The sequence below is a fragment of the Sphingobacterium sp. GQ94 genome, from assembly GCF_059758715.1.
In genome coordinates this window covers 65,362-85,138 of record NZ_JCAXEC010000004.1, presented here as the reverse complement: position 1 = coordinate 85,138, position 19,777 = coordinate 65,362, and the positions used below count along the sequence as shown (strand labels likewise).

At 40.1% G+C, this 19,777-nt stretch carries 15 protein-coding genes; all 15 read right to left on the bottom strand.

Annotation, left to right across the window (positions count from 1 at the left end; all coding sequences use genetic code 11):
- Nucleotides 1–182: 182 nt before the first annotated feature.
- Nucleotides 183–800 carry a hypothetical protein gene (locus AC6CHH_RS05440; protein WP_498280524.1) on the bottom strand — a complete coding sequence of 206 codons (618 nt, stop codon included), beginning with the start codon at nucleotides 798–800 and terminating at the stop codon, nucleotides 183–185.
- A 703-nt stretch (nucleotides 801–1,503) separates the two neighbouring features.
- On the bottom strand, nucleotides 1,504–2,778 hold the full coding sequence (locus AC6CHH_RS05435; RefSeq protein WP_498280522.1) for a DEAD/DEAH box helicase: 1,275 nt from the start codon (nucleotides 2,776–2,778) through the stop codon (nucleotides 1,504–1,506).
- A 246-nt stretch (nucleotides 2,779–3,024) separates the two neighbouring features.
- Entirely contained in the window at nucleotides 3,025–3,720 is a 696-nt protein-coding gene (locus tag AC6CHH_RS05430; RefSeq protein WP_498280520.1) for an energy transducer TonB, read from the bottom strand.
- Between the two features lie 284 nt (nucleotides 3,721–4,004).
- Nucleotides 4,005–5,129: a DUF4998 domain-containing protein gene (locus AC6CHH_RS05425; RefSeq protein ID WP_498280518.1), complete on the bottom strand. Its 1,125-nt coding sequence runs from the start codon at nucleotides 5,127–5,129 to the stop codon at nucleotides 4,005–4,007.
- A 31-nt stretch (nucleotides 5,130–5,160) separates the two neighbouring features.
- Complete coding sequence (locus AC6CHH_RS05420) at nucleotides 5,161–6,393, bottom strand: DUF4959 domain-containing protein (RefSeq protein ID WP_498280516.1); 1,233 nt, start codon at nucleotides 6,391–6,393, stop codon at nucleotides 5,161–5,163.
- Between the two features lie 19 nt (nucleotides 6,394–6,412).
- On the bottom strand, nucleotides 6,413–8,365 hold the full coding sequence (locus tag AC6CHH_RS05415) for a RagB/SusD family nutrient uptake outer membrane protein (protein ID WP_498280514.1): 1,953 nt from the start codon (nucleotides 8,363–8,365) through the stop codon (nucleotides 6,413–6,415).
- A gap of 18 nt (nucleotides 8,366–8,383) precedes the next feature.
- Nucleotides 8,384–11,506 (bottom strand): SusC/RagA family TonB-linked outer membrane protein, encoded by a 3,123-nt coding sequence (locus AC6CHH_RS05410; RefSeq protein ID WP_498280512.1) that lies wholly within the window; start codon nucleotides 11,504–11,506, stop codon nucleotides 8,384–8,386.
- A 788-nt stretch (nucleotides 11,507–12,294) separates the two neighbouring features.
- Nucleotides 12,295–13,329 carry a carbohydrate kinase family protein gene (locus tag AC6CHH_RS05405; protein ID WP_498280510.1) on the bottom strand — a complete coding sequence of 345 codons (1,035 nt, stop codon included), beginning with the start codon at nucleotides 13,327–13,329 and terminating at the stop codon, nucleotides 12,295–12,297.
- Nucleotides 13,330–13,360: 31 nt separating this feature from the next.
- On the bottom strand, nucleotides 13,361–14,515 hold the full coding sequence (locus AC6CHH_RS05400) for a Gfo/Idh/MocA family protein (protein WP_498280508.1): 1,155 nt from the start codon (nucleotides 14,513–14,515) through the stop codon (nucleotides 13,361–13,363).
- Nucleotides 14,512–15,351, bottom strand: a complete 840-nt coding sequence (locus tag AC6CHH_RS05395; RefSeq protein WP_498280506.1) for a class I fructose-bisphosphate aldolase — start codon at nucleotides 15,349–15,351, stop codon at nucleotides 14,512–14,514. Before AC6CHH_RS05395 ends, AC6CHH_RS05400 begins: the two co-directional genes overlap by 4 nt.
- A gap of 40 nt (nucleotides 15,352–15,391) precedes the next feature.
- Nucleotides 15,392–16,159, bottom strand: a complete 768-nt coding sequence (locus tag AC6CHH_RS05390; protein ID WP_498280504.1) for a PIG-L deacetylase family protein — start codon at nucleotides 16,157–16,159, stop codon at nucleotides 15,392–15,394.
- An 8-nt stretch (nucleotides 16,160–16,167) separates the two neighbouring features.
- Nucleotides 16,168–17,112, bottom strand: coding sequence for a sugar phosphate isomerase family (locus AC6CHH_RS05385; RefSeq protein ID WP_498280502.1), 945 nt, complete (start codon nucleotides 17,110–17,112; stop codon nucleotides 16,168–16,170).
- Nucleotides 17,113–17,156: 44 nt separating this feature from the next.
- A complete protein-coding gene (locus AC6CHH_RS05380; RefSeq protein WP_498280500.1) occupies nucleotides 17,157–18,239 on the bottom strand; it encodes a Gfo/Idh/MocA family protein in 1,083 nt (360 codons plus the stop codon).
- Between the two features lie 14 nt (nucleotides 18,240–18,253).
- A complete protein-coding gene (locus AC6CHH_RS05375) occupies nucleotides 18,254–18,859 on the bottom strand; it encodes a 3-keto-disaccharide hydrolase (protein ID WP_498280498.1) in 606 nt (201 codons plus the stop codon).
- An 18-nt stretch (nucleotides 18,860–18,877) separates the two neighbouring features.
- Nucleotides 18,878–19,675: a 3-keto-disaccharide hydrolase gene (locus AC6CHH_RS05370; protein WP_498280496.1), complete on the bottom strand. Its 798-nt coding sequence runs from the start codon at nucleotides 19,673–19,675 to the stop codon at nucleotides 18,878–18,880.
- Nucleotides 19,676–19,777 lie beyond the last annotated feature (102 nt).

Here is a 19,777-nt window from a genome sequence, read left to right as displayed (position 1 = left end):
AAACATAGCTTAGAAACTAAGAAATATACTTCCCAAACTATCAGAAATTTCAAATAGTATATTTTAAACTGGATTATTTATCCTTTTTACGAAAATTAGAGCTGACATTTACTTGAATTCCGTGATTTCTGACTGCAATTATTATATTCAGCGAATATTTTGTATTTCTAAACTATCATTTTTTATGAGTTAATTCTATGTTCTACCGCTTGGATTAATTCTTTTGTGGAATAATAAGTATATAGAAACTCCTCTAATGTGCCATATGATTCGATCTCAGAAAAAAAATCTTCGTGATCTGTGCCATAGACTATTGGATTGTCAGGATTAGGATCACTCAGGCAAATAAAATAGAAATCAGGATAGCTATAGGACCATATGATTTGCATAAACTCAAGGCGCTTCCCTTTTACTACTTCCCGAACGTTGGATTCAACGATGATTCCTTCCCATTCCTTAAAATCTTCGCTCCCCGAAGTAAACGGAGTAAATTTTTTACTAATATAATAACTTTGTGCATTGGGCTTATCCTCAAGGTTCTCAGTAAAATAATGACTCAACATTTGTTCATAAAAATGTTCTTTATTACTTTTTAATAAATCTTCATGTTTAATGATATAGTCTGCCAGACCATCAATCGGTTCCATTTCTTCAGCCTTACTCCAAGGAGTGTCTACTGGTTTTGTGTAGAGCGGACTTTTTAACTTAATGGCTTGCAAATCTTCTTGTAGAGAGTTTCCTTCGAGACCATCAATATTACCACCTAACTCCAAAATGCGTTCTAAAATACTAGACTTCATATTATTAATATTTAAATTTTGAAAACGAATCCCCTCGTTCGGCATTCCTGGTTTAGTTTAAATGCCCATTAATGCTATGAGTAACGGCTAATTTGGATCAGTCAATAGCATCAAAATAAGTAATGCGTATTGATTCCCTTTTTTTATCCTTTGCACATCTTTGAAGAATGCATAAAGGATACGATGACCTCGATAAAATTCGGTTAACAATTTGGTATATACAATACTGAAAGGTCTACAACCTGATTTATTTACGACTACAAAGTGACTATATCGAATGATTTAAGGGACAATTGCAGCTTAAAGAGCAAGATTTCTCCTTTGTTATTATAATCAAGTGAAGTTTAAACCCGACCAACTGAGTTATTTAGATTTTCCTCAGTAGTGTCTTTGAAAACTATATGGTGTTTAATTAGCAAGATCTTGCCGAGTTTGAATAAAGGGTAGAATTGAGGTGTGAAATTGTCGTAGACTTATTTTTGAAGCATATTTTAGAGATACGATTTACGCTAAAACTCAGATTGAGTTGAGCGATGGAATTGAAATTCTTATAATTCTTAACTCCCAGGAATGTTATGTCACTGCTAAGGTCTAAAAAGGAGCCGGTAACTAGGAGGCGAGACTAGCCAATATTTATTAGCATCTAGCGTTAGATATTTGGCTCCGCTAAGTTTACGGAGCGGAGCTTAATTGAGTCAGGACGTTACCTTTTCTTATTTTTCATCGTCATTTTGGCTTTTGTACCACCGCCGTAATTATAGGTCTTGCTATTGCTTTCTTTCTTTTTATGGAAAGCACCGCCTTTTGATTCGTCTATTTCACTCTTTTCTTTTGGATTATTGGGCGCCTGATAGATCATAACATCATCAGGGAAGGGCATCAGAGGAATTTTCTTCCCTAAAGATTGTTCTATTTTTTTGAGATCAGGAAGTTCAAGGTCTGTTGCAAATGTGATAACGATGGTTTCATCGTTTGAATTTTTTAGAGCATGTTTCACAAAAACTTCTCTATTTTCCGGAACTTCAAAGTGGAAAATAAAAGGAATTCCACTTAAATCAATATCGTTTGAGCCTTCATTGGCAACAAAGAGTATTCGACATTCAGGGATTTGCTTAAAATCATTGATATCATCAATTCCCAAATCATCATGATAAACCGGGTTCAATACAGCAGCTTCTCCTTTTTTAACATGTAGTCTTTGAAATAGGTTATGTGCAGTCAAGCGGCTGTTCACAAATACAACAACTTTATCAAAAACTTCCTCATCCTTCATTAAGGAATTTAGCAAATTGATTTTGGTGGTAAAATTGGCCACTTGGTACAGCATCAGTTCATGCGTTTCAACGATCTGTTCTCCAAGTTCTTCAACTTCAATGACTGTAGCGAAAGGCATAAAATTATCTATCATCATATGCAATTTCTCATGTTCGACGGTGCTAAATGCTAAATATTGAACATCTCCGCAGCTTTGTGCCAATTCACGAACAGTTGTTTGCATTCCTTGTTTCACAATCTCTTCAGCATCATCGATGATGAAAGTCTGAATGCGGTTTAAATTCAGACCTAATTTAAGATAAACAGCACGGGCGCGGTTTGGGGTTGCTACTACAATATCAACACCACGGATTAAATCTTCAATTTCTTCTTCGATACTTCCGCTCGCTTTGAGTCCCATGATATGAAGGTCCTTATTTTTGCTAATGGTTAGAAAACGATCAACTATTTCAGCAATTCTTTCTTCATTAGGCGCCAGAATTAAGAATTTTGGTGCCTCATCTTGCGTGTATTTTAAACGCATCAATACCCCTAGAACGTACGTTGTAGTTTTTCCCGCACCTTCAGGGGCAATGGCAATAATACTATGGCCACCAATTATTCGGGAGAGTGATTTTAGTTGGATTTCTTTTGCTGTTATATAACCCAAATCGCTCATAGAAGCATGAAGACGTTTACTAAGCTTTAATTTATCTAAGGACACTGCTGAATTATTAAATGAATATGAAGCAGCAAAGTTAGCTAAAATTTAATTGGTGTTGAAAAGAGATATCGTGATTTTTTAGGACAGGGAACTCAATTCAATTGTTGAACTAAAAAATTAAACATGAAATGGTTCGTAATCTCTTATTATTGGACCGTCAGTTCAGGCGAATTAATCCAATGCAGTTTATCAGGAGCTTACCTCGCTATACATTGAATCAGCAAAGGGTTGTATTTAGCAATCTGACTATTCAAAATTTATGGGAAGTTGAGTTTTTATTTCAATACGCCTATTGTCTTGTTTAGCTGGCTCCCAATTGGGCATTTTGTTAATTAAATCCACCACCATCTGGTCATGCTTGGAACTTAAACCTGTAGTTACAACTGGATTTACGGCTTTACCAGCTTTATTTACCGTAAATTGTACAATTACCTTTCCCTTTAATGTGCTTTCTTTTACGAGTTGAAGGTTTTCAATGATATAGGCATTTAATGCGTGCTGACCGCCAGGAAATCGAGCTGAGCGTTGAATTCCTTTGTATACTGTGATAGGTTTTCCGTCTTTCATTTCTATCACACTAATGCGTTCCCATTCTTTGACAATCTCACCTTTCTCATTGAATTGACAGATTTGAACAGCTTGGCCTTCCTGATAGGTAGCCTCCATCTGTTTATTTCCATTTCTAAACCAGTAGATAAATTTTCCATGTTTCAGTTCGGGTTCTAATGAGGAAAAATAGCCTTCCATTTGGAGCGCATTTGTTTCGTAATAATCCTTTACATGAAATTTGTTTTGTTCAATCTTTTCAATAACGCGTGAATAGTGCCTTGCATCTACATTATCCGTTTTTTTCCATTTATTGTCATACCAAATAGTGTCTGCTGTCTGTGCAATACTTCCTTGGATGTAAAGGAATAACAAAAAAGAAAAGAGTAGTTTCATTTTCCTAAATTATACTTTATTTTTAAGAAATCGGGGGAGTCAGTGAGGTTTGCTGTAGATAATTCGTTTAATTGATTGCCCCATTTTCTTTTTTCAATGAGAAATTCATTGGATAAATCTCCTCATATAATCTGAATGATTTGTGGAGTTATTATTCCATAATAAGGATGGGGGTTTACGGTGGTTACGTATAGTCGGTTAAGATCAAGGGGCGGGGTTTCATAAAACCTCGCCCCTTGATCATGTTTGTTATTATTAATCAGCTAAAAAGCTGATTATGGTCGTCAGAAACCATATACCTCGAGTTCCATAAAACTTATATACGTCTGGGATTTAGAATCTTTAAAAACGATTCCTATATACCTGCCGGTTTTGGCTTCGGGTAAGTTAATTTTAAAGATATCTTCACCCTTGTAAATAACAGAGGCTATAACAGGTTCTCCCCAACTTTCATTCGGTACATCTGCGGTAATGGGTTGATCCGTAATATAAACATCCACTTCATTCATGTACCTCCAACTGACATTTGAGGGGGGAACGATGGCTATATGGTCTATTCTTAAAGACTGTTTCATATCTGTAACAACAACCTGCGGCATGGTACTTCCAACCTTAGAATGCCAGCCTGTTGTGGTATTTCCATCTAGTAACAAAGTAGGTTGACCACCACCACCATCACCCCAGTCGTGATTACCTGATCGTGCCTCGATACTCCAGGTATCTCTAGGATATTTAAATAAGAACACTTTTTCTGAGGTTTTCCATTCTTTTTTCATCAGATCAATACCCTTGGGAGGGAGAAAGACGGATCGGTATTCGAAATGTTTATTGGGATCAATGTCTGGTAAGACCAATATACTTTCTTCCACCTCGAGCTGAGCTGTCTTCACAATACCCAAGGAGTTTGTATAGCGCACCTCGGTGTAAACCAAATTTGGTGTTTTGTTTCCCCAGATAATGGTACCGATTCCCTGATCATCTCTGAGGGCACTAATATAGGTCCGATCTGAAGCTCCGATTAAGAAGTTCTCCCCATATGGAGTTCCGGTTCCTTCCACTGGAATTGATGAGACTCCCTGCTCATCATAGTTTTTTATATTGAAAGAATAGGAGTTCTCACTTAAATTAGATATATCCACAGACACGGTATCGCTATTTGGATCAAAATCTACCTTTAAGGAATCTACATAATTATTCCAATATACCATTGAATACTTGACTCCAGGAAATTTTGGTTTCAACCATTGTAGTCTCAACCTATTAAAGCCCGGAAATATCTTCAGTGAATCCGCTTTTTGTGGATAGGTCAGCCCGTTAGGCACAATGAAATCCTTATATTCGCTATCCATTTCCTTGCAGGCCGCAAGGAGCGTAATGAAGGACAATAGATATATAAAATACTTTTTCATCTCTTTTAAATTAATGTTATGAGCTTATTGCTTAATCAACAAATTGTCCCCAAAATACGAGCTGGCCTATAATAACCTGGCTCTTATTGGATTCAGTACCATATGTTTGAAAAGTAGATAACACTTTTACTCGTACATGGGTTACCGGGCGATAGGGATCTGGTGCCAATTCGGTTGGCATAATGTCAAATTCTGTTCTATTGTACCAGTAATCTCTATCTTCATCTGTAATAGGCCCTACTTCTCTACCTTCACGATAACCAGAAGGTTTAAACTGTTCTAATTCTGCGATTAAAAACCAACTCTCATCCCAACTACCATCGGGATTCGGGTTATCACTTCCCCATATTTGGAATACTCTTGGCGCGGTGCTAGAATACAGTTCATAATTCGGTCTTGGCCATTTTTGAATTCGGCTAAGTTTTACCTTCCTTCCTAAGTCAATTGTAAACCACTGTGGGACGGGCGCAATATGCGATGAAGCATAAAATGTTTCATCTGAAGCATCACCACCTAACCATAGATTTTCAAGCCTGTAACTTTGACTTCCCCCGGCCGTTTCAAAATAATCTGTCGGAAGGTTGGCATTCTGGAACAGGTCACTTGGAATTTTTTGCTCTTCGATAGGAGTCAGTTCTTTGAATATAGTGTCTGATTTGTTGTTCCAACGATCACGCAGATAAACACCAAATTTTGTAGGCTGAATTTTCAAACCTCTCCTTGGGAACTTAATTTTATCGGACTTTGTGTGGAAGGTTTGCATATCCACAAACTTCCCTGTTCCTGAGGTATCTGCCATCAAAACCATCGATATATCGGCATTTGTTTTGTTGTTTTCTAGCTCAACAATCACGCCGCCGAAACCCGATTCTACATCAAAGTCTACCGAGCGAACCGGCGGTGGGAGAGGGTTAATGCTCACGCTGACAGGTGAAGAAACTTTCTCGTTTTTCCCGATACTCACTAACTCAATATCCTGCGCGTCTGTGGTTCCAAAACCTTCAACAACCAGAGTATCTACATACAATGATGCCTTTTTTTCAACGAGCTCACCATTGCGTACATACATCGCTTTGACACCCAATAAATTGTTGTCATTGGGGATTTTAAATCTTATAATAGCCCCCCCAGAGGTGTTTTCTACATCGATAACTTCTACAGGCTGAGGTGCAGGTGCACTATCATCAATATAGTCTATTCTTCCTTCTTCCTTACATGCAATTACTGTAAGCCATATAGCAATACAAAAAAATAATCTTTTCATAATTTAAACATTCAAAGGTTTACCATCCAATATTTTGTACCAGGTTTGGATTTTGTTCAATGACCGAAATGCGCAATGGCCAGAAATAATCCTTCAAGGAAAACTGTTGTTTAGCCAATTGTACCTTCTGATAATAATCTTCGGGTTTACTTGCCGTTATTTTGTAACCATAGATTCCTTTTTCGTATTCTACAGCTGATCGTTTCCATCTCCTGAGGTCCCAAAAGCGCTGCCCTTCAAATGAAAGTTCAATCAATCGCTCTCTTTGAATAATCTCACGCATACCAACCTGCGTATTGTATTTGCCTGGGCTATTACTAAATCTGTCCCAAGCTGTTTTCACTCCTGGAAGTCCGGCGCGCTCTCTAACAGCATCTAAATACGTGAACATATCTGTGCTGCTTGCTCCTGAAGGACCTTCAAACTCATTTATTGCCTCAGCGTAGAGTAAATACAGATCCGCTAATCTCAACATCGGCCAAGGATAGGTTACAATGTCATAACTCGAGGCGGAACTTTGTCGGTTTTGATAATGAACTACTTTTTTCAAAAAATATCCGGTCACAGGACCCCAATCGTATCCTTTTTTCTGTTGAGCACCTCCTGATCGAGAGGCTATCCAAAATAGATCATTTGGAAGCGGATCATTTACCTCCGGTTTTTGACCATACCATTGTCCACCGTCGAAACCAAGCCAAGCATAAAAGCGAGGTTCACGGTCGAAATTTAATTGTACAGTGGTGTATCCTTGTCTAATCCTCCATTTTTCGGCATCCGTACCCTCGCGTAGACTATAAGGATCTAAATTGGCCCATTCCAGGTCATTCTCGATGGGAATCCCGTTTTTGGTGTAAAAAGTCTCTGCAATTTTTAATGGTGGTTGGATATGGCTGTAGAGATTTGGAATATCCGGATACTGATTGAACTGAAGATTTGGCGTTGCCGCTCGCTGCAGGTTTGCATTGGCCCCGAGTGAGGTATGGGTGTTTGCCCAAATAATCTCCTTATTCCATTTTTCTGTAATGGCATTGCGAAGGCTTAATTGGCGAATAATTGTATCGTTTAACCGTACCCGACCTTCATGCTCATAAAGTCCGTTATTAGCTTCAGTACAGATAGCAATGGCTTCTTTACACGCTATGGAGGCATCTTTCCATCTCGCTAAAACTTCTTCAGGGCTTTTAGTGGTATTAAACAGATGTACCCCTTTGCCATCAATTAAACCGGCCTGATCTTTATTGTTGTTAAATAAAGGACTGGCAGCGAATACCATGATTTTCGCTTTAACGGCAGCAGCAATTGGTTTGGTTATTCGACCCAGTTCATCGCGGCTCTGTACAGTTAGTGGTAAATCTGGGATTGCTTCGTTTAAAAGTTCGACAACATAATCAAAACACTCATCCATTGGATCCCTATAAACCCGTACTTCTTCTACACTAGCATTGATAGAAAGGTTTTCTCTAATAATAGGGATAGGACCCCATTTCTTCATTAAATGAAAATGATAATAGGCTTTTAAAAATTTAACCTCTGCAACCCATTGTTTCTTTTCCCATTCAGGGATATCCGGAACCTTATCAATATTTTCCATAAGGACGTTACACGCGCGGATTCCTTCATAGATGCCACCCCAATCATCAGCGATAGGGGCTGAGGCATTTTGAAATCCTCTTGCGATATTAAAAAGTCCGCCTCCCCAAGTTCCGCCACTTTCGCGGCGATCGATTACAGACCACAATTCATCGCCCGTCATGTAGCCCTGGTCACCATCCAAATTACCCTCGGATGTTAAAAAACCATAACAGGTATACAGGTAGCGAATCGCAGTGGAACGCATGCTAAAAGCACTCTCGAGGGTTGCCACTCCATCGTCGGGTACAATATCTAAGTATTTTTCACACGAAACACTTAGCATACTGAAAGCACCGAGAATGCAAATTTTGAGTTTTATATTTTTTATGAATATTTTCATCGTGTTATCTGTTAAAAATCAATTAAATGACATGTTAATACCGATGTTAAAGACCCTCTGTAGGGGATATCCTAAACCGTTTCCACCCATTTCGGCATCCCATAGTTTGAATTTGCTAAACATCAATAGATTGGTTCCGCTTAAATACACCCTAAAGGTGTTAAGATGAATTCTTTCTTTCCATTTTCCTGAAATTGAATAGCCGATTTCAGCTTGCTTTAAGCGCAAGAAAGTTCCATCACGCATAAACCAGGTACTTCGCTGGTTGTTATTGGGTACCGAGGTGCTGCTTAACCTCGGCCATAACGCATATAGATTTTGGTTATCTTCCGACCAATGGCTGTCTGCATACGCTTGTAATAATTGTGCCTGATTTTGATAAGGTGAAGGATCGCCATCTTCCTTCCAATTTTGGAAGGGTGCAGTAGCCTGAGGATCTATCCAAAATGATTCGTTGGACAAACCTTGGAAAAAAACGGAGGCATCAAGTCCCTTATAACCCACCGAGAGACCAAATCCGTAAATGATTTCAGGAGAAGTAGGATTACCAATTGGAACCATATCTGCTGCAGTAATTTGACCATCACGATTGACATCCAGATATTTAATGTCGCCACCCCCATATTGACCTCCAAACATTTGAGGAGGAGCGTTTTGGGCTTCAGAATCATCCATAAATAGACGTTCTGCTATAAATCCCCATTCTTGGGATAAGGAATGACCCACTCTGGAGCGGTAGGCTTCTTTATATTCAGGTTCCTCATAGACTTTAAATTTACTTGTCGAATAGGTGAAATTTGCTCGTGCTGAAGTCCAGAAATGTTCATTCCAGGAATGTTGGAAGTCAGACTGTATGTCAAATCCACGTGCTGAGGCCTCTCCAATATTTGCGCGAACGGGAGCTTGTAGTCCCATTGTCGAAGGAATTGCTGCTCTGGTCATCAAAATATTTTTTCTTTCTTCGGTAAAGAACTCCGCAATGATATTGGCTTTATTATAAAGACCAAGTTCGAGTGCGAAATTTTGTTTGGTTGAGCTCTCCCAGGTTATAGCTTCATTTGCGTACCTATTTATCCGAATCCCGGCAGCAGAATTTTCCAAATTCTCCCCAAACCATGCCCCTCGACCGGTATCATTCATATTTACCTGAGAGAGATAGAAAAATCTGTCCGCGCGGCCACCGATTTGATCATTTCCTACCAAACCGTAGGTATAACGAAGTTTTAGATTGCTAATGGCAGAGGTATATTTTTGGAAAAAGTTTTCATTGGAAACAACCCAGGCTACACCCCCAGAAGGGAAAAATCCCCAGCGGTTATTTGCTGCAAATCGTTCTGAACCATTATAACCAAAGTTGAATTCAAAGAAATATTTATTATCGTAGGAATAGGTAGACCTACCTGCCAAACCGACATTTCTGGAGGGTAATGATAATTGAAGATTCCCTTGGTTGGCCGCAATCCATTGGCGGGTGGTAAATACCATCAATCCGCTGACACCGTGTTTGCCAAATGCGTTATTATAATTAAGCCGAGTTTCCGAATAGGTCGTAGCCTCCACATCCTTCCCGCTCTCTCGATAATCCAGATATTCGGTTCCATTTTCATTGAAACGGTCCAGGTGATATTCTCCGGTAAAACTATCGTAATTTCCTTTGAGTTGATACCAATATGGTTGATATGAACGGATAATACTAAATTCAGCCAATCTGGAGATATTCAACATGGTCATCAGTTTTAAACCTTTGGTAATAAAACTCAAATCTTGATTGACCTCCAAACTGGCCAACATTTGTGAACGGGTTCGATCTGTATATCCTCTAACCATCTCGGCATAAGGGTTTCTGTAATTCCCCTCTTTGTTTCCAAACATGATGTGCTTGACATATTTAAAATCCTCATCCAAAGGATAGGTCGCCGGGAATAAAACAGGATTTGAACGCATTACCGCCTTATACATATATTCTCCGGATTGATTGGGACCATTATAGTCATCAAAATTTCCAGATAGGCGAACACCTAATTCAGTAGAAGGGGTAATATTGATGTCAACATTTGCCCGTAGGTTATAATTTTTAAAATCGATATTGTTATTGAAACTGTTTCTTTTATCTACCTTAAGATTTCCGTTATCCTTTGAGAAAGCAGATGATACAAAATATCGAGCTACCTTTCCTCCACCTGTGACGCTTAGATTTGCGCGCTCGGATACTGAATAATCGTTAAACAGCATATCGTACCAATCATTAGCAGGATAGATATAAGGACTCGAACCAGGTTGTAGCGTGTTTTCAATTTTATCTTGGGAGTAAGGTAAATCTCCCAGCGGATTTCTGGTTAAGACCGATTCATTGTGTAACTTCATATAGGTAATCGGGTCAGCTAGTTCAATTTTGCGGGTAGGTGTATTGGCCGAAACCTCGGTTCTAAAAGATATTTTAGCCGGACCCTCCACACCTCGCTTCGTTGTAACCAAAATTACACCGTTTGCTCCGCGAGCTCCATATAACGCCGTTGCAGTAGCATCCTTCATGATGGAAAAACTTTCAATGTCATCAGGTTGAAGACGCGCGAGATCCGTGGTGGTTAGTTCAATATTGTCAATCAGAATAAGGGGTTTAGTATTGGCCCCAAAAGTGGTAATTCCCCGAACGAAAAAGTCTGCATTATCTGCACCAGGTTCTCCGCTACGTTGATAGGCAATCATGCCGGCCACATTCCCTGCGAAGGCAGCAGTTAGGTTGCTTGCAGGAATTTTTAAATCTTTGGGTCTGACGGAGGTTACCGAACCTACGACCTCAGTTTTCTTTTGCGTTCCAAAACCAACCACCACAATTTCCTCTAAAGCATCTGGATTTACTTGCATAACCACGTTGATTTCACGCTGATCACCTACAGGAATTTCTTGAACCAGATAACCTACCATTGTAAAAACCAGGGTTGAGGAAGAAGATGGGACATCGATAACATAATTCCCATTTTGATCGGTTTGGGTTCCTCGTCCTTGTACACCCTTGAGCTGGACAGTCACACCAGATAAAGAAGTTTCACCATCTTTTACATTTCCAATGATTTTTAAATCCTGGGCCGAGGCCGATTCAAAAATCAACAGGTGAAATGATAAAAAACAAATAATTTTCAAGAAAAGAAATTTTTCATTTACCATAATTTAAGCTTGATATAATTAATTAAAAAATTCCAATAAAAGTCAACGTGTGGGTTATAGAAAATACAAGCATGCTTTGAGAAATGCTCACTTAACTCCATATTACACATTGAATCAAACCGGTTTAAGTTTGGTTAACTTTCGTCTATAAAAGTTTATTCGGCTTTTATAGACTTTAACTACAATTGAGGCTATCGTGTGATGCACTATATTAATTAATGCAATTTGGACACAGATAACTGTTGCTATATTTTGATTTATTTTAGTTTATGTTGGCTGAATTGGCATTAACACCTATTGCATTGTGTTAATACACAAATGTATAGTCCAGATCTAACATATGCATCCTGCGCTATCCTGCACCACCATGCACCATCCTGTATGACGCTTGTGATTTGGCTTGCCATTATCTCTACGCGGTATTGTTTATTACTTTCAGATCTCCAAAAAACTAGAAACGAGTTCTTTTAGGGAAGCGGTGGAGTGGGAAATAGATTGGAAAGTTAATGTAAACACATCCAGCTTGAACGGTATATGGATTGAGTTACCTGATTTTAAGTTAATAGAAGCCATTTTCAAAGAAATATAGGATTTGGGGTCAAAAATATTAGGGTATTTTTTCAATTAGATTTTTCTAATCAAAAATCAAAAGCCGCAAAGAGATTGCGGCTAAATTGAGCTTAGATTGAATTATAGAATGCGCAACACATCGTGAAACAATATCATCGTTACCTCAGAAAACGAAACTTTCTGGTTTAGCTTGATTATATTTTATTCTTGCGATATCCGAACTTCTTACCTAAAGCCAAACAGGATTGAAAATCCATTATTCCATCAGAACAGGTCAGATCCGATAGGCTAGCTGCAGCTACACATACGGCAAGATTTAAGCTCTCTTCCATGGACCATTGTTCATGTACTCCCATTAATAAGGCCGCTGCCAGAGCATCTCCAGCACCGTTATTACCCATGATGTAATCAGATGGAAGCGCTAAGCTGGGTTGAAATATTCGCTTACCATGGCGATGTGCGGCCCAAACCCCATCTGGAAAATGGATAATAATCCATTCGAGCACGCCCATTTCAAAGATTGTCTTAAAAGCTATTTTACACCGATCTTCCATAAGCTGATGATCATCTAGATTCATCAGATCGACTGCTGCGAGCCGGCTCGCCTCATATTCATTTAGAAACAGATAATCTACGTAAGGTAACGCACTGGGTATAATTTTGCAAAAGCGATCTGAGTCTTCGCTCACTAAATCTACTGTGGTAATAAAACCTTCAATTTTGGCCTTTTCTAAGATTTCTGAAGCCCTGGTTCGCCCGTTACTTTGCATGGTATCCATTTGATCCAATAAGAGCAAATAACCTAAATGAAAGATGCGTGCCTTGGAAAGACTAAAATCAAAATGATCTGTATCGAGTTTTGAATTTGCCCCTCGATGGTGAAAAAAAGTTCTTTTGCCTGTCTCCTTTACCGAGACAACAATCGTGTGGGAGGTAGGCAGATCTGAGACAATCTGCACTTGCTCGGTGTTAATGCCTATGGAATTACAATGGCTCAGAATACGTCTGCCGTTCGCGTCATTTCCAACCAATCCAATACCTGCTAAGGGGAAGGTTACACCCAATCGGGACATACCCGTCAGGATATTATAGGCCGAACCTCCATTGCTATAGAATGCATCCAAAATATTGACCAGGGATTGTTCCTGGGGAAATTTATCAATTAATTTCACTTCGTCCAGAATCCAATTTCCGGCAGCGAGCAATCCGGATCTATTTGTATTGTGCATGGTATACTATTTTTTCTGGTGATTGTTAGGTTCAATTGGAAATTTCATCGTTTGATGAGGGTATTTCCACGGTTTTGCTCTGTTCATGGGAGATTAGGGCGGCCGCAAAAATTTCATGACTAGCGATCACCTCCTGAAGGGTTACGCAACCAAAACTTTCTGACAATTGTCCCTCTCGTTCAGCAAAAAAGGCTGCGAGCATTTGCATTAATGCATCCGGAAAACCAGGTTCAAATATTCCACCGGTAACCGTAGGGAATGGAACTTGAAATCCAAGATCTGTTCGCTGCCAAGATTGCTCATTGCCTTGATTCCAATTGAAGGTCCACAGCGCTTTTATATCTTTTGTACTGTATCGCACACCTCCTTGTGTTCCATATACTTCAATGTACCAGGTATTGGTTTCTCCAGGTGCCAATCGTTTCATTTCCAGGGTCATCGGAATATCTTCCCCTTCTGGGTGAATACGCGTACTTAAAGTAGCGTTGTTCCAAGTATCTGCGGTAGCCCAATCGCCTTTGCCATCTGGACGTCTGGTGATAATCTTTTGAAGTTGTGCAAACACCAATGCGGGTTTCCATCCCAAACGAAGTGGGATATGGAGTACATGAATTCCTAGATCACCCATGACACCGATTTCCCCGCAGTACTGCGATTGTCTTTTCCAATTGATAGGTTTCAAGGGGTTCATATCGCTTGAATGTAAAAAGCCTGCTTTTACCTCAATGATTTGTCCTAAACGTCCTGATTTTACCTCTTCGATAACTCGCTGAGCACCTGGGAAAAAGGGCATCTCTGAGCTACATCTGGCAAATCGCTTCAAGTCGGTAGCGACTTTCGCAATTTCTTTCGCTGCATCTAAATCCATACCAAAAGGTTTCTCACCAAGTAAGTCTTTTCCAGCTTGTAGAATTTCAATATACAGTGATCGATGTAAATGATGGGGAACAGCAATGTAGACAACATCTACTAAATCACTTTGAATTAATTCTTTATAATCTGTGGTCAGTAGGCTAACCGTTTCAATTTGTTTATACCAACTCAGTGCTTGTTCATTTACATCACAAACAGCTTTCAACTGGACTTTGACGGGGTAATCATTCAAAGCAAACCATCGCCCAAAAGCGCTCGCCGCTTCTTTACCCATCAACCCGCCCCCAATAATTCCAACATTTACTGTTTTCATAATTTGGGCTTTAATAAGTGACTAACTTCATCGGGTTTGGCTCCCCGATGTACAATCTCCATTAATGCTTGTGTCATTCCCCCTGGATTGGCATGTTGAATAACATTTCTTCCATAAACAATTCCGCAAACGCCCTGTTGCATCAACAGATAAGTTCTATCCAAGATTTCTTGATCGCTGGCCTTTCCTCCGCCACGAACCAAGACGGGAATGTCACCTGCTACCTCCACCACACGATGATATTCTGATACATTGTTTGTGGGATCTGCCTTGATAATATCGGCACCTAATTCTACCCCTTGACGTACCAATGGAATAATTTTTTCTGGATCTCCATTGACCATATAACCGCCAGCCTCCTTGTTCGCACGAAAAACAAGTGGCTCGATCATTAATGGTATTCCATACCGATCAGCTTCTGGTTTAATCTTTAGTATATTCTGAATACATTGATCCATTACTTCTGGCTCATCTGGTATGTTAAATAGGTTAACTACCACACATACAGCGTCTAACCGAATAGCCTGTTCAATTGGATTCTCGATCATTCGGCTGAATAATGTTCTGGGAAGCTGTTTTCCATATACATTTGCAACATCTGTTCGAAGTACCAAGGAAGGCTTTTCTTTTCCGGGCATGGCCTGTAGGTAGCGGGCTTGCCCCAGAGTTAATTGTATGGCATCAGGAGCAGCATCCACTAAAATATCCACGGCGTTTTTGATGTTTTCTATACCCTGTAAAAAAGAGGGTTCATTAAAAAAACCGTGATCAATTGCCACATCAAAGCAATTGCCTGATGCAGCATTAAAAAGTCTATTTAAACGATATAATTTCATAAGTAAGTGTTAAAATATAAACAGGACAATTTTGAATCCGTTATAAATTAATGTGGACTAGATTTCCTAATTCCTGCATTAAAATATTGTCTTCAGGAAATGCATGTCCAAGATGTTGCCTGTAACCTTCTGCATAAGAGGTAGATATTTGTGCACCTCGTACTGCGGAAAAGGATTTCATAGCGATAATGTATTCATCCATTCCATGGTGCTCTTTTAACCAGCTACGTTGCGAGGCATGACAGGCCAACATTTGTTCTTTTAGGGCTATTTTGGATGAGATATCGATGATCATGCTTGGTTTGATATCGTTTCCGAATTTATCTTTACCCTCCAGGGCGTCCATGTAATATAGGTAGGGTGTAAAAAAATAGGGATCTGTATTTTCAGTTTCTACATTTACAATTCCAGCGCTGAAGCAAGCCGTTTGAACTAACTTGCTCGTCATCTCATGATCTACCATATAGCAAGAAGGGCTCATAGTAAGAACTACTTTGGGCTTTACTTTTCGGATCAACTTGATTGTTTTTAATATAGTCGGCCTGTCGTACAATACAAAAAGATCGTCACATTCCAGGCATTCATAGTTTGCTTGCAATAGATCAGCCGCTTTTTTTGCCTCTTTTTTTCGAATGGCACTGATGCTTTCGCGCGAAAGGGTGGTGGTCCCACAATCTCCGGGGGTCATGGTGGCCATTTCAATATGCCAACCCTTTTCTTTCAAAAGGGCTAAGGTTCCTGCGCACAAGATTTCTGCATCGTCAGGATGTGCTACAATGGCTAAGATGGTTTTGTTAATATCGCTCATTTGCTTTCTTAATGCATTTCGGTTTCAACAGATTTAATTGCTTTTCTATAGTAATGGAATTCTACATGAGGATGGTCTGCTAATAATGACATTGGGACAGCGGTGTCTACAATTCCCTTAGCAATCATGAAAGCCGTTAAGCGCATTCCAAATGGGTTATCGTGATTTCCTGCCTGCCAAATTGATATTCTCTCAGCATTCCAGGTTTCAAGGGGTCCTACAGTTAGTGCCTGATTGGGAACTCCAACCACATAACCACCTCCGGAGGTTCGCGCGTTTTGCATCAGCGTGATGGGATGTAAATCAACGACACGAGCTCCTAATTTACGGTATTCTTCGGGTGTAGGGGGCTGATCGATATAGGCACCTGTCCGAGGCAATGGGTCGTTGAATGCCCAGTGCTTAGTATCTCCTTGACCTCCTTGCATAGTCACACATCTGATTTGCTCGAAACTCTTGGTATAGGCTTGCAGGTTAGAGGCGAGTGGATAATGTATGTTTTGTTCCGGCATTCTGAGTTCAGGCTTTATTTGATCAAAGAGTAGGTTGCGATTGGCTTTTACAAAGGATAAAGGATGTGTTTCCGGAACTTCTTTACCATTTTCGTACCATTCATCCATTCCCCAAAAATGACAGTTCTTTAACGAAATATTTAAACTATTGACTAATTGTGCAACCAAGGGGAGTTGTTCGGTAGGACCAATGGGACCGCATATTCCGGCCGGCGATGAATCGGTGGCCTGTTTCCAGGCGTCAATATATTCCAAAGCTTCTGCTAGGTAAAATTCTTCCAAGGTATCGTGGAATATCACTCTGAACCCAGGGCGGCTCAGTTGCAATAAATCTTTTTCACTAAGTTGAGCTGCATCACGCATTATCTGTTCATCCAAGGTAGTATAATCCCACCACCCCTCTGCTAACATACTTTTTTTTCTCATCGTTAGGTTCTTCATATTTTTAATAAATTACGACTATTTCCTTTTCCTTTAAGAGCACGCTATAAGTGAACTACTTCGCCTGTTTTTATGGAACGATCACATGCAAAGGCAATGCGTAGGCTGTTAACAGCGTCCTCAACGTGGTCACTTAGATCCAGATCTTCTTGTATGGACTGAAGGAAGTAAGTTTGTTCCCGGTTGCATAGCTCTTGGTGGTTAGGTTCGTCCATTAAATCGACCCAATCATCCGTACGGGCGAACTTTTCATTGGAATCCAACTCGGCATAATGGCGTAGCAGAGATTCAGTTTTGGTGTGTGCTTCAATGGATCCTGATTTTCCCGCTCCACCAGCTTGTTTGGCTACAATGGAAACCGATCCTTTGGGTCCGACAACATCTTTTACGAAAAAGGCCGTTTCACTGATCATTGGTCCCCAACCGGCTTCATACCAGCCGACTGATCCATCCTGAAAGCGAATTTGCAGTTGGCCATAATTGTAATTGTCTACTGGGATCTCTTGAGTCAACCGGGCGCCAATGGCATACACTTGGGTTGGTCTGGACCTGGTCATCTGACACATCACATCGATGTAATGAACACCACAATCCACAATAGGGCTGAGGCTAGCCATCAAATTTCGGTGAAGGGTCCACATCGCTCCATCGCTTTGTTGATTTAAGTTCATGCGCATCACCAAAGGCTTTCCTAATTCTCCAGCCATAGCAATAAATTTTATCCAAGAGGGGTGATGCCTTAAAATATAACCAACAACAAGTTTCTTTTTCGTTTTTTTAGCAACTTGCTGTACATGCTCAGCTCCTTGGACTGAACTGGCAATGGGTTTTTCAATAAAAACATGGCAGCCATTTTCCATCGCTGCCACGGCGTATTGCTCGTGTGTATCCGGATAGGTTGAAATACAGACAGCATCAGGTTTGCTAGTCGCTAACGCGGTTTCAAAATCATCAAATAGTTCATATGCGTTTCCTAATTTTTCGTTTAGCGATTCTTTGCTTTTTCCGCGAGATACCAAACCACAAATTTCAAAACTCTCGAGTGTATGGTATGCCCATGCATGGGATGCTCCCATGTTTCCACATCCGACAACCAAGACACGGATTTTTTTGTTTTCCTGTTTCATTGTATGTCCTAACTTTATAAGGAGAGATCCTTAATGCGTATATTCTTCCATCTTACTTTTATCCCGCCTCCATCATGGATTTGCAAAGCGATAAACCCTTTTGCCGCACCGATTTTTTCATCCTTTAGATAAACCATTTGCTTACCATTTAACCAAGTTGTAATTTCATCTCCCTTGGCAAGGATTTTCATTGTGTTCCAGCCATCAGGCTTTAGGGCTTTTTGTATTTCATCTTCGGGTTTGATTAACCAGCCGCGTCCGTAAGATTCGTAGATACCTCCAGTATGTAATCCAGCAGGGGCAACCTCTACCTGCCAACCTTTAATTTTCAAACCATCTATACTCGAACGTATAAATACGCCGCTGTTACCATTGGCCTCAAGCTTAAACTGCAAGGTGAGTTCAAAATCGGTGTATGAAGTGTTCGAGGACAGGTAGCCATACTCTTTTTCTGGCCCACTCTCACAGATCAATTCGCCATTTTCGACGTACCATTTCTCAGTGCCATGAACGGTCCATCCGGAGAGGTCCTTTCCATTAAATAAGTGTTTACTTTGGGAATAGCACATACTGGAATTCAAGGCCAGCATGATGTAAATAATAAATGCAGTTATCTTCATAATTAGCGTTTTTGAGTGTTATTTTTTAGAACCTTTCAGGGGAATCATATCGAGTTTGCGGACAAACATTTCTGCCCCCTCTGATTGGACTTGGATCTTTCCTTTTGATGGTGTGACCCGTATTGCTTGATTGACCAGGATATCATTCAGGTAAATATCTATCGAGTCGCCTTTGAGGATGCAAACTAATTTGTTCCACTGCCCAACAGGCTTATCGAGATCTTTGGTACCACGGAATCCAAGCGTATCTTTCCATGCTGGATCTCGATCAAACCAGTTTATTCTTCCTTTATTGATCGTGACAAGCTCTCCACCAGGCTGATACACTGGGGTACCGCCATGACGTTCTGCAGAGACTGGGCTTGTAATCTTGAAAGCGTCTGTTCCATCGCCAACTACAATAAAATCACCAACGCCGCCTTCAATAATGTTGCATTCGATAGAGCGCATCCAAATGCCTGAGTATCCACCATCCGCACCGACAGAATGAAACAAGAGCCCATTATCTCTGGCTTTTTCTTTTCTGCTTCCAAAGGTTTTTTCTCCCCATTTGAATTCCATAATCAGTTTGTAATCCGCGTATTCTTCATTGGTCGTAATACAACCCCATTCTTCTCCGGAAATCCTGAGCACTCCATTGTTGACGGTAAAAACACCTTTTGGATCCTGGTTTATTCCACGGTCTTGGATAAAGACATACCACCCATCCAGATTTTTCTTGTTGAATAGGGGAATCGCTTTTTTTGTCTCAAATATAGGACGTGGCGCGTCAATATATGCCTGTAATACAAACAGGAGCATGAAGCATGTACACATAATTCCAAATATTCTTTTCATAATTAATCTCCTTAATTTAAATGTGGAAATAAGACTTTTAAAGCTCAAACGTTATAGATGTATTTTTAACGTGCTTGCGTT

Excerpts from the sequence above, each read along its gene's own strand:
- AC6CHH_RS05440 (WP_498280524.1), bottom strand. The coding sequence starts at position 800 with ATGAAGTCTAGTATTTTAGAACGCATTTTGGAGTTAGGTGGTAATATT.
- AC6CHH_RS05430 (WP_498280520.1), bottom strand. The coding sequence starts at position 3,720 with ATGAAACTACTCTTTTCTTTTTTGTTATTCCTTTACATCCAAGGAAGT.
- AC6CHH_RS05425 (WP_498280518.1), bottom strand. The coding sequence starts at position 5,129 with ATGAAAAAGTATTTTATATATCTATTGTCCTTCATTACGCTCCTTGCG.
- AC6CHH_RS05420 (WP_498280516.1), bottom strand. The coding sequence starts at position 6,393 with ATGAAAAGATTATTTTTTTGTATTGCTATATGGCTTACAGTAATTGCA.
- AC6CHH_RS05415 (WP_498280514.1), bottom strand. The coding sequence starts at position 8,365 with ATGAAAATATTCATAAAAAATATAAAACTCAAAATTTGCATTCTCGGT.
- AC6CHH_RS05405 (WP_498280510.1), bottom strand. The coding sequence starts at position 13,329 with ATGCACAATACAAATAGATCCGGATTGCTCGCTGCCGGAAATTGGATT.
- AC6CHH_RS05400 (WP_498280508.1), bottom strand. The coding sequence starts at position 14,515 with ATGAAAACAGTAAATGTTGGAATTATTGGGGGCGGGTTGATGGGTAAA.
- AC6CHH_RS05395 (WP_498280506.1), bottom strand. The coding sequence starts at position 15,351 with ATGAAATTATATCGTTTAAATAGACTTTTTAATGCTGCATCAGGCAAT.
- AC6CHH_RS05390 (WP_498280504.1), bottom strand. The coding sequence starts at position 16,159 with ATGAGCGATATTAACAAAACCATCTTAGCCATTGTAGCACATCCTGAC.
- AC6CHH_RS05385 (WP_498280502.1), bottom strand. The coding sequence starts at position 17,112 with ATGAAGAACCTAACGATGAGAAAAAAAAGTATGTTAGCAGAGGGGTGG.
- AC6CHH_RS05380 (WP_498280500.1), bottom strand. The coding sequence starts at position 18,239 with ATGAAACAGGAAAACAAAAAAATCCGTGTCTTGGTTGTCGGATGTGGA.
- AC6CHH_RS05375 (WP_498280498.1), bottom strand. The coding sequence starts at position 18,859 with ATGAAGATAACTGCATTTATTATTTACATCATGCTGGCCTTGAATTCC.
- AC6CHH_RS05370 (WP_498280496.1), bottom strand. The coding sequence starts at position 19,675 with ATGTGTACATGCTTCATGCTCCTGTTTGTATTACAGGCATATATTGAC.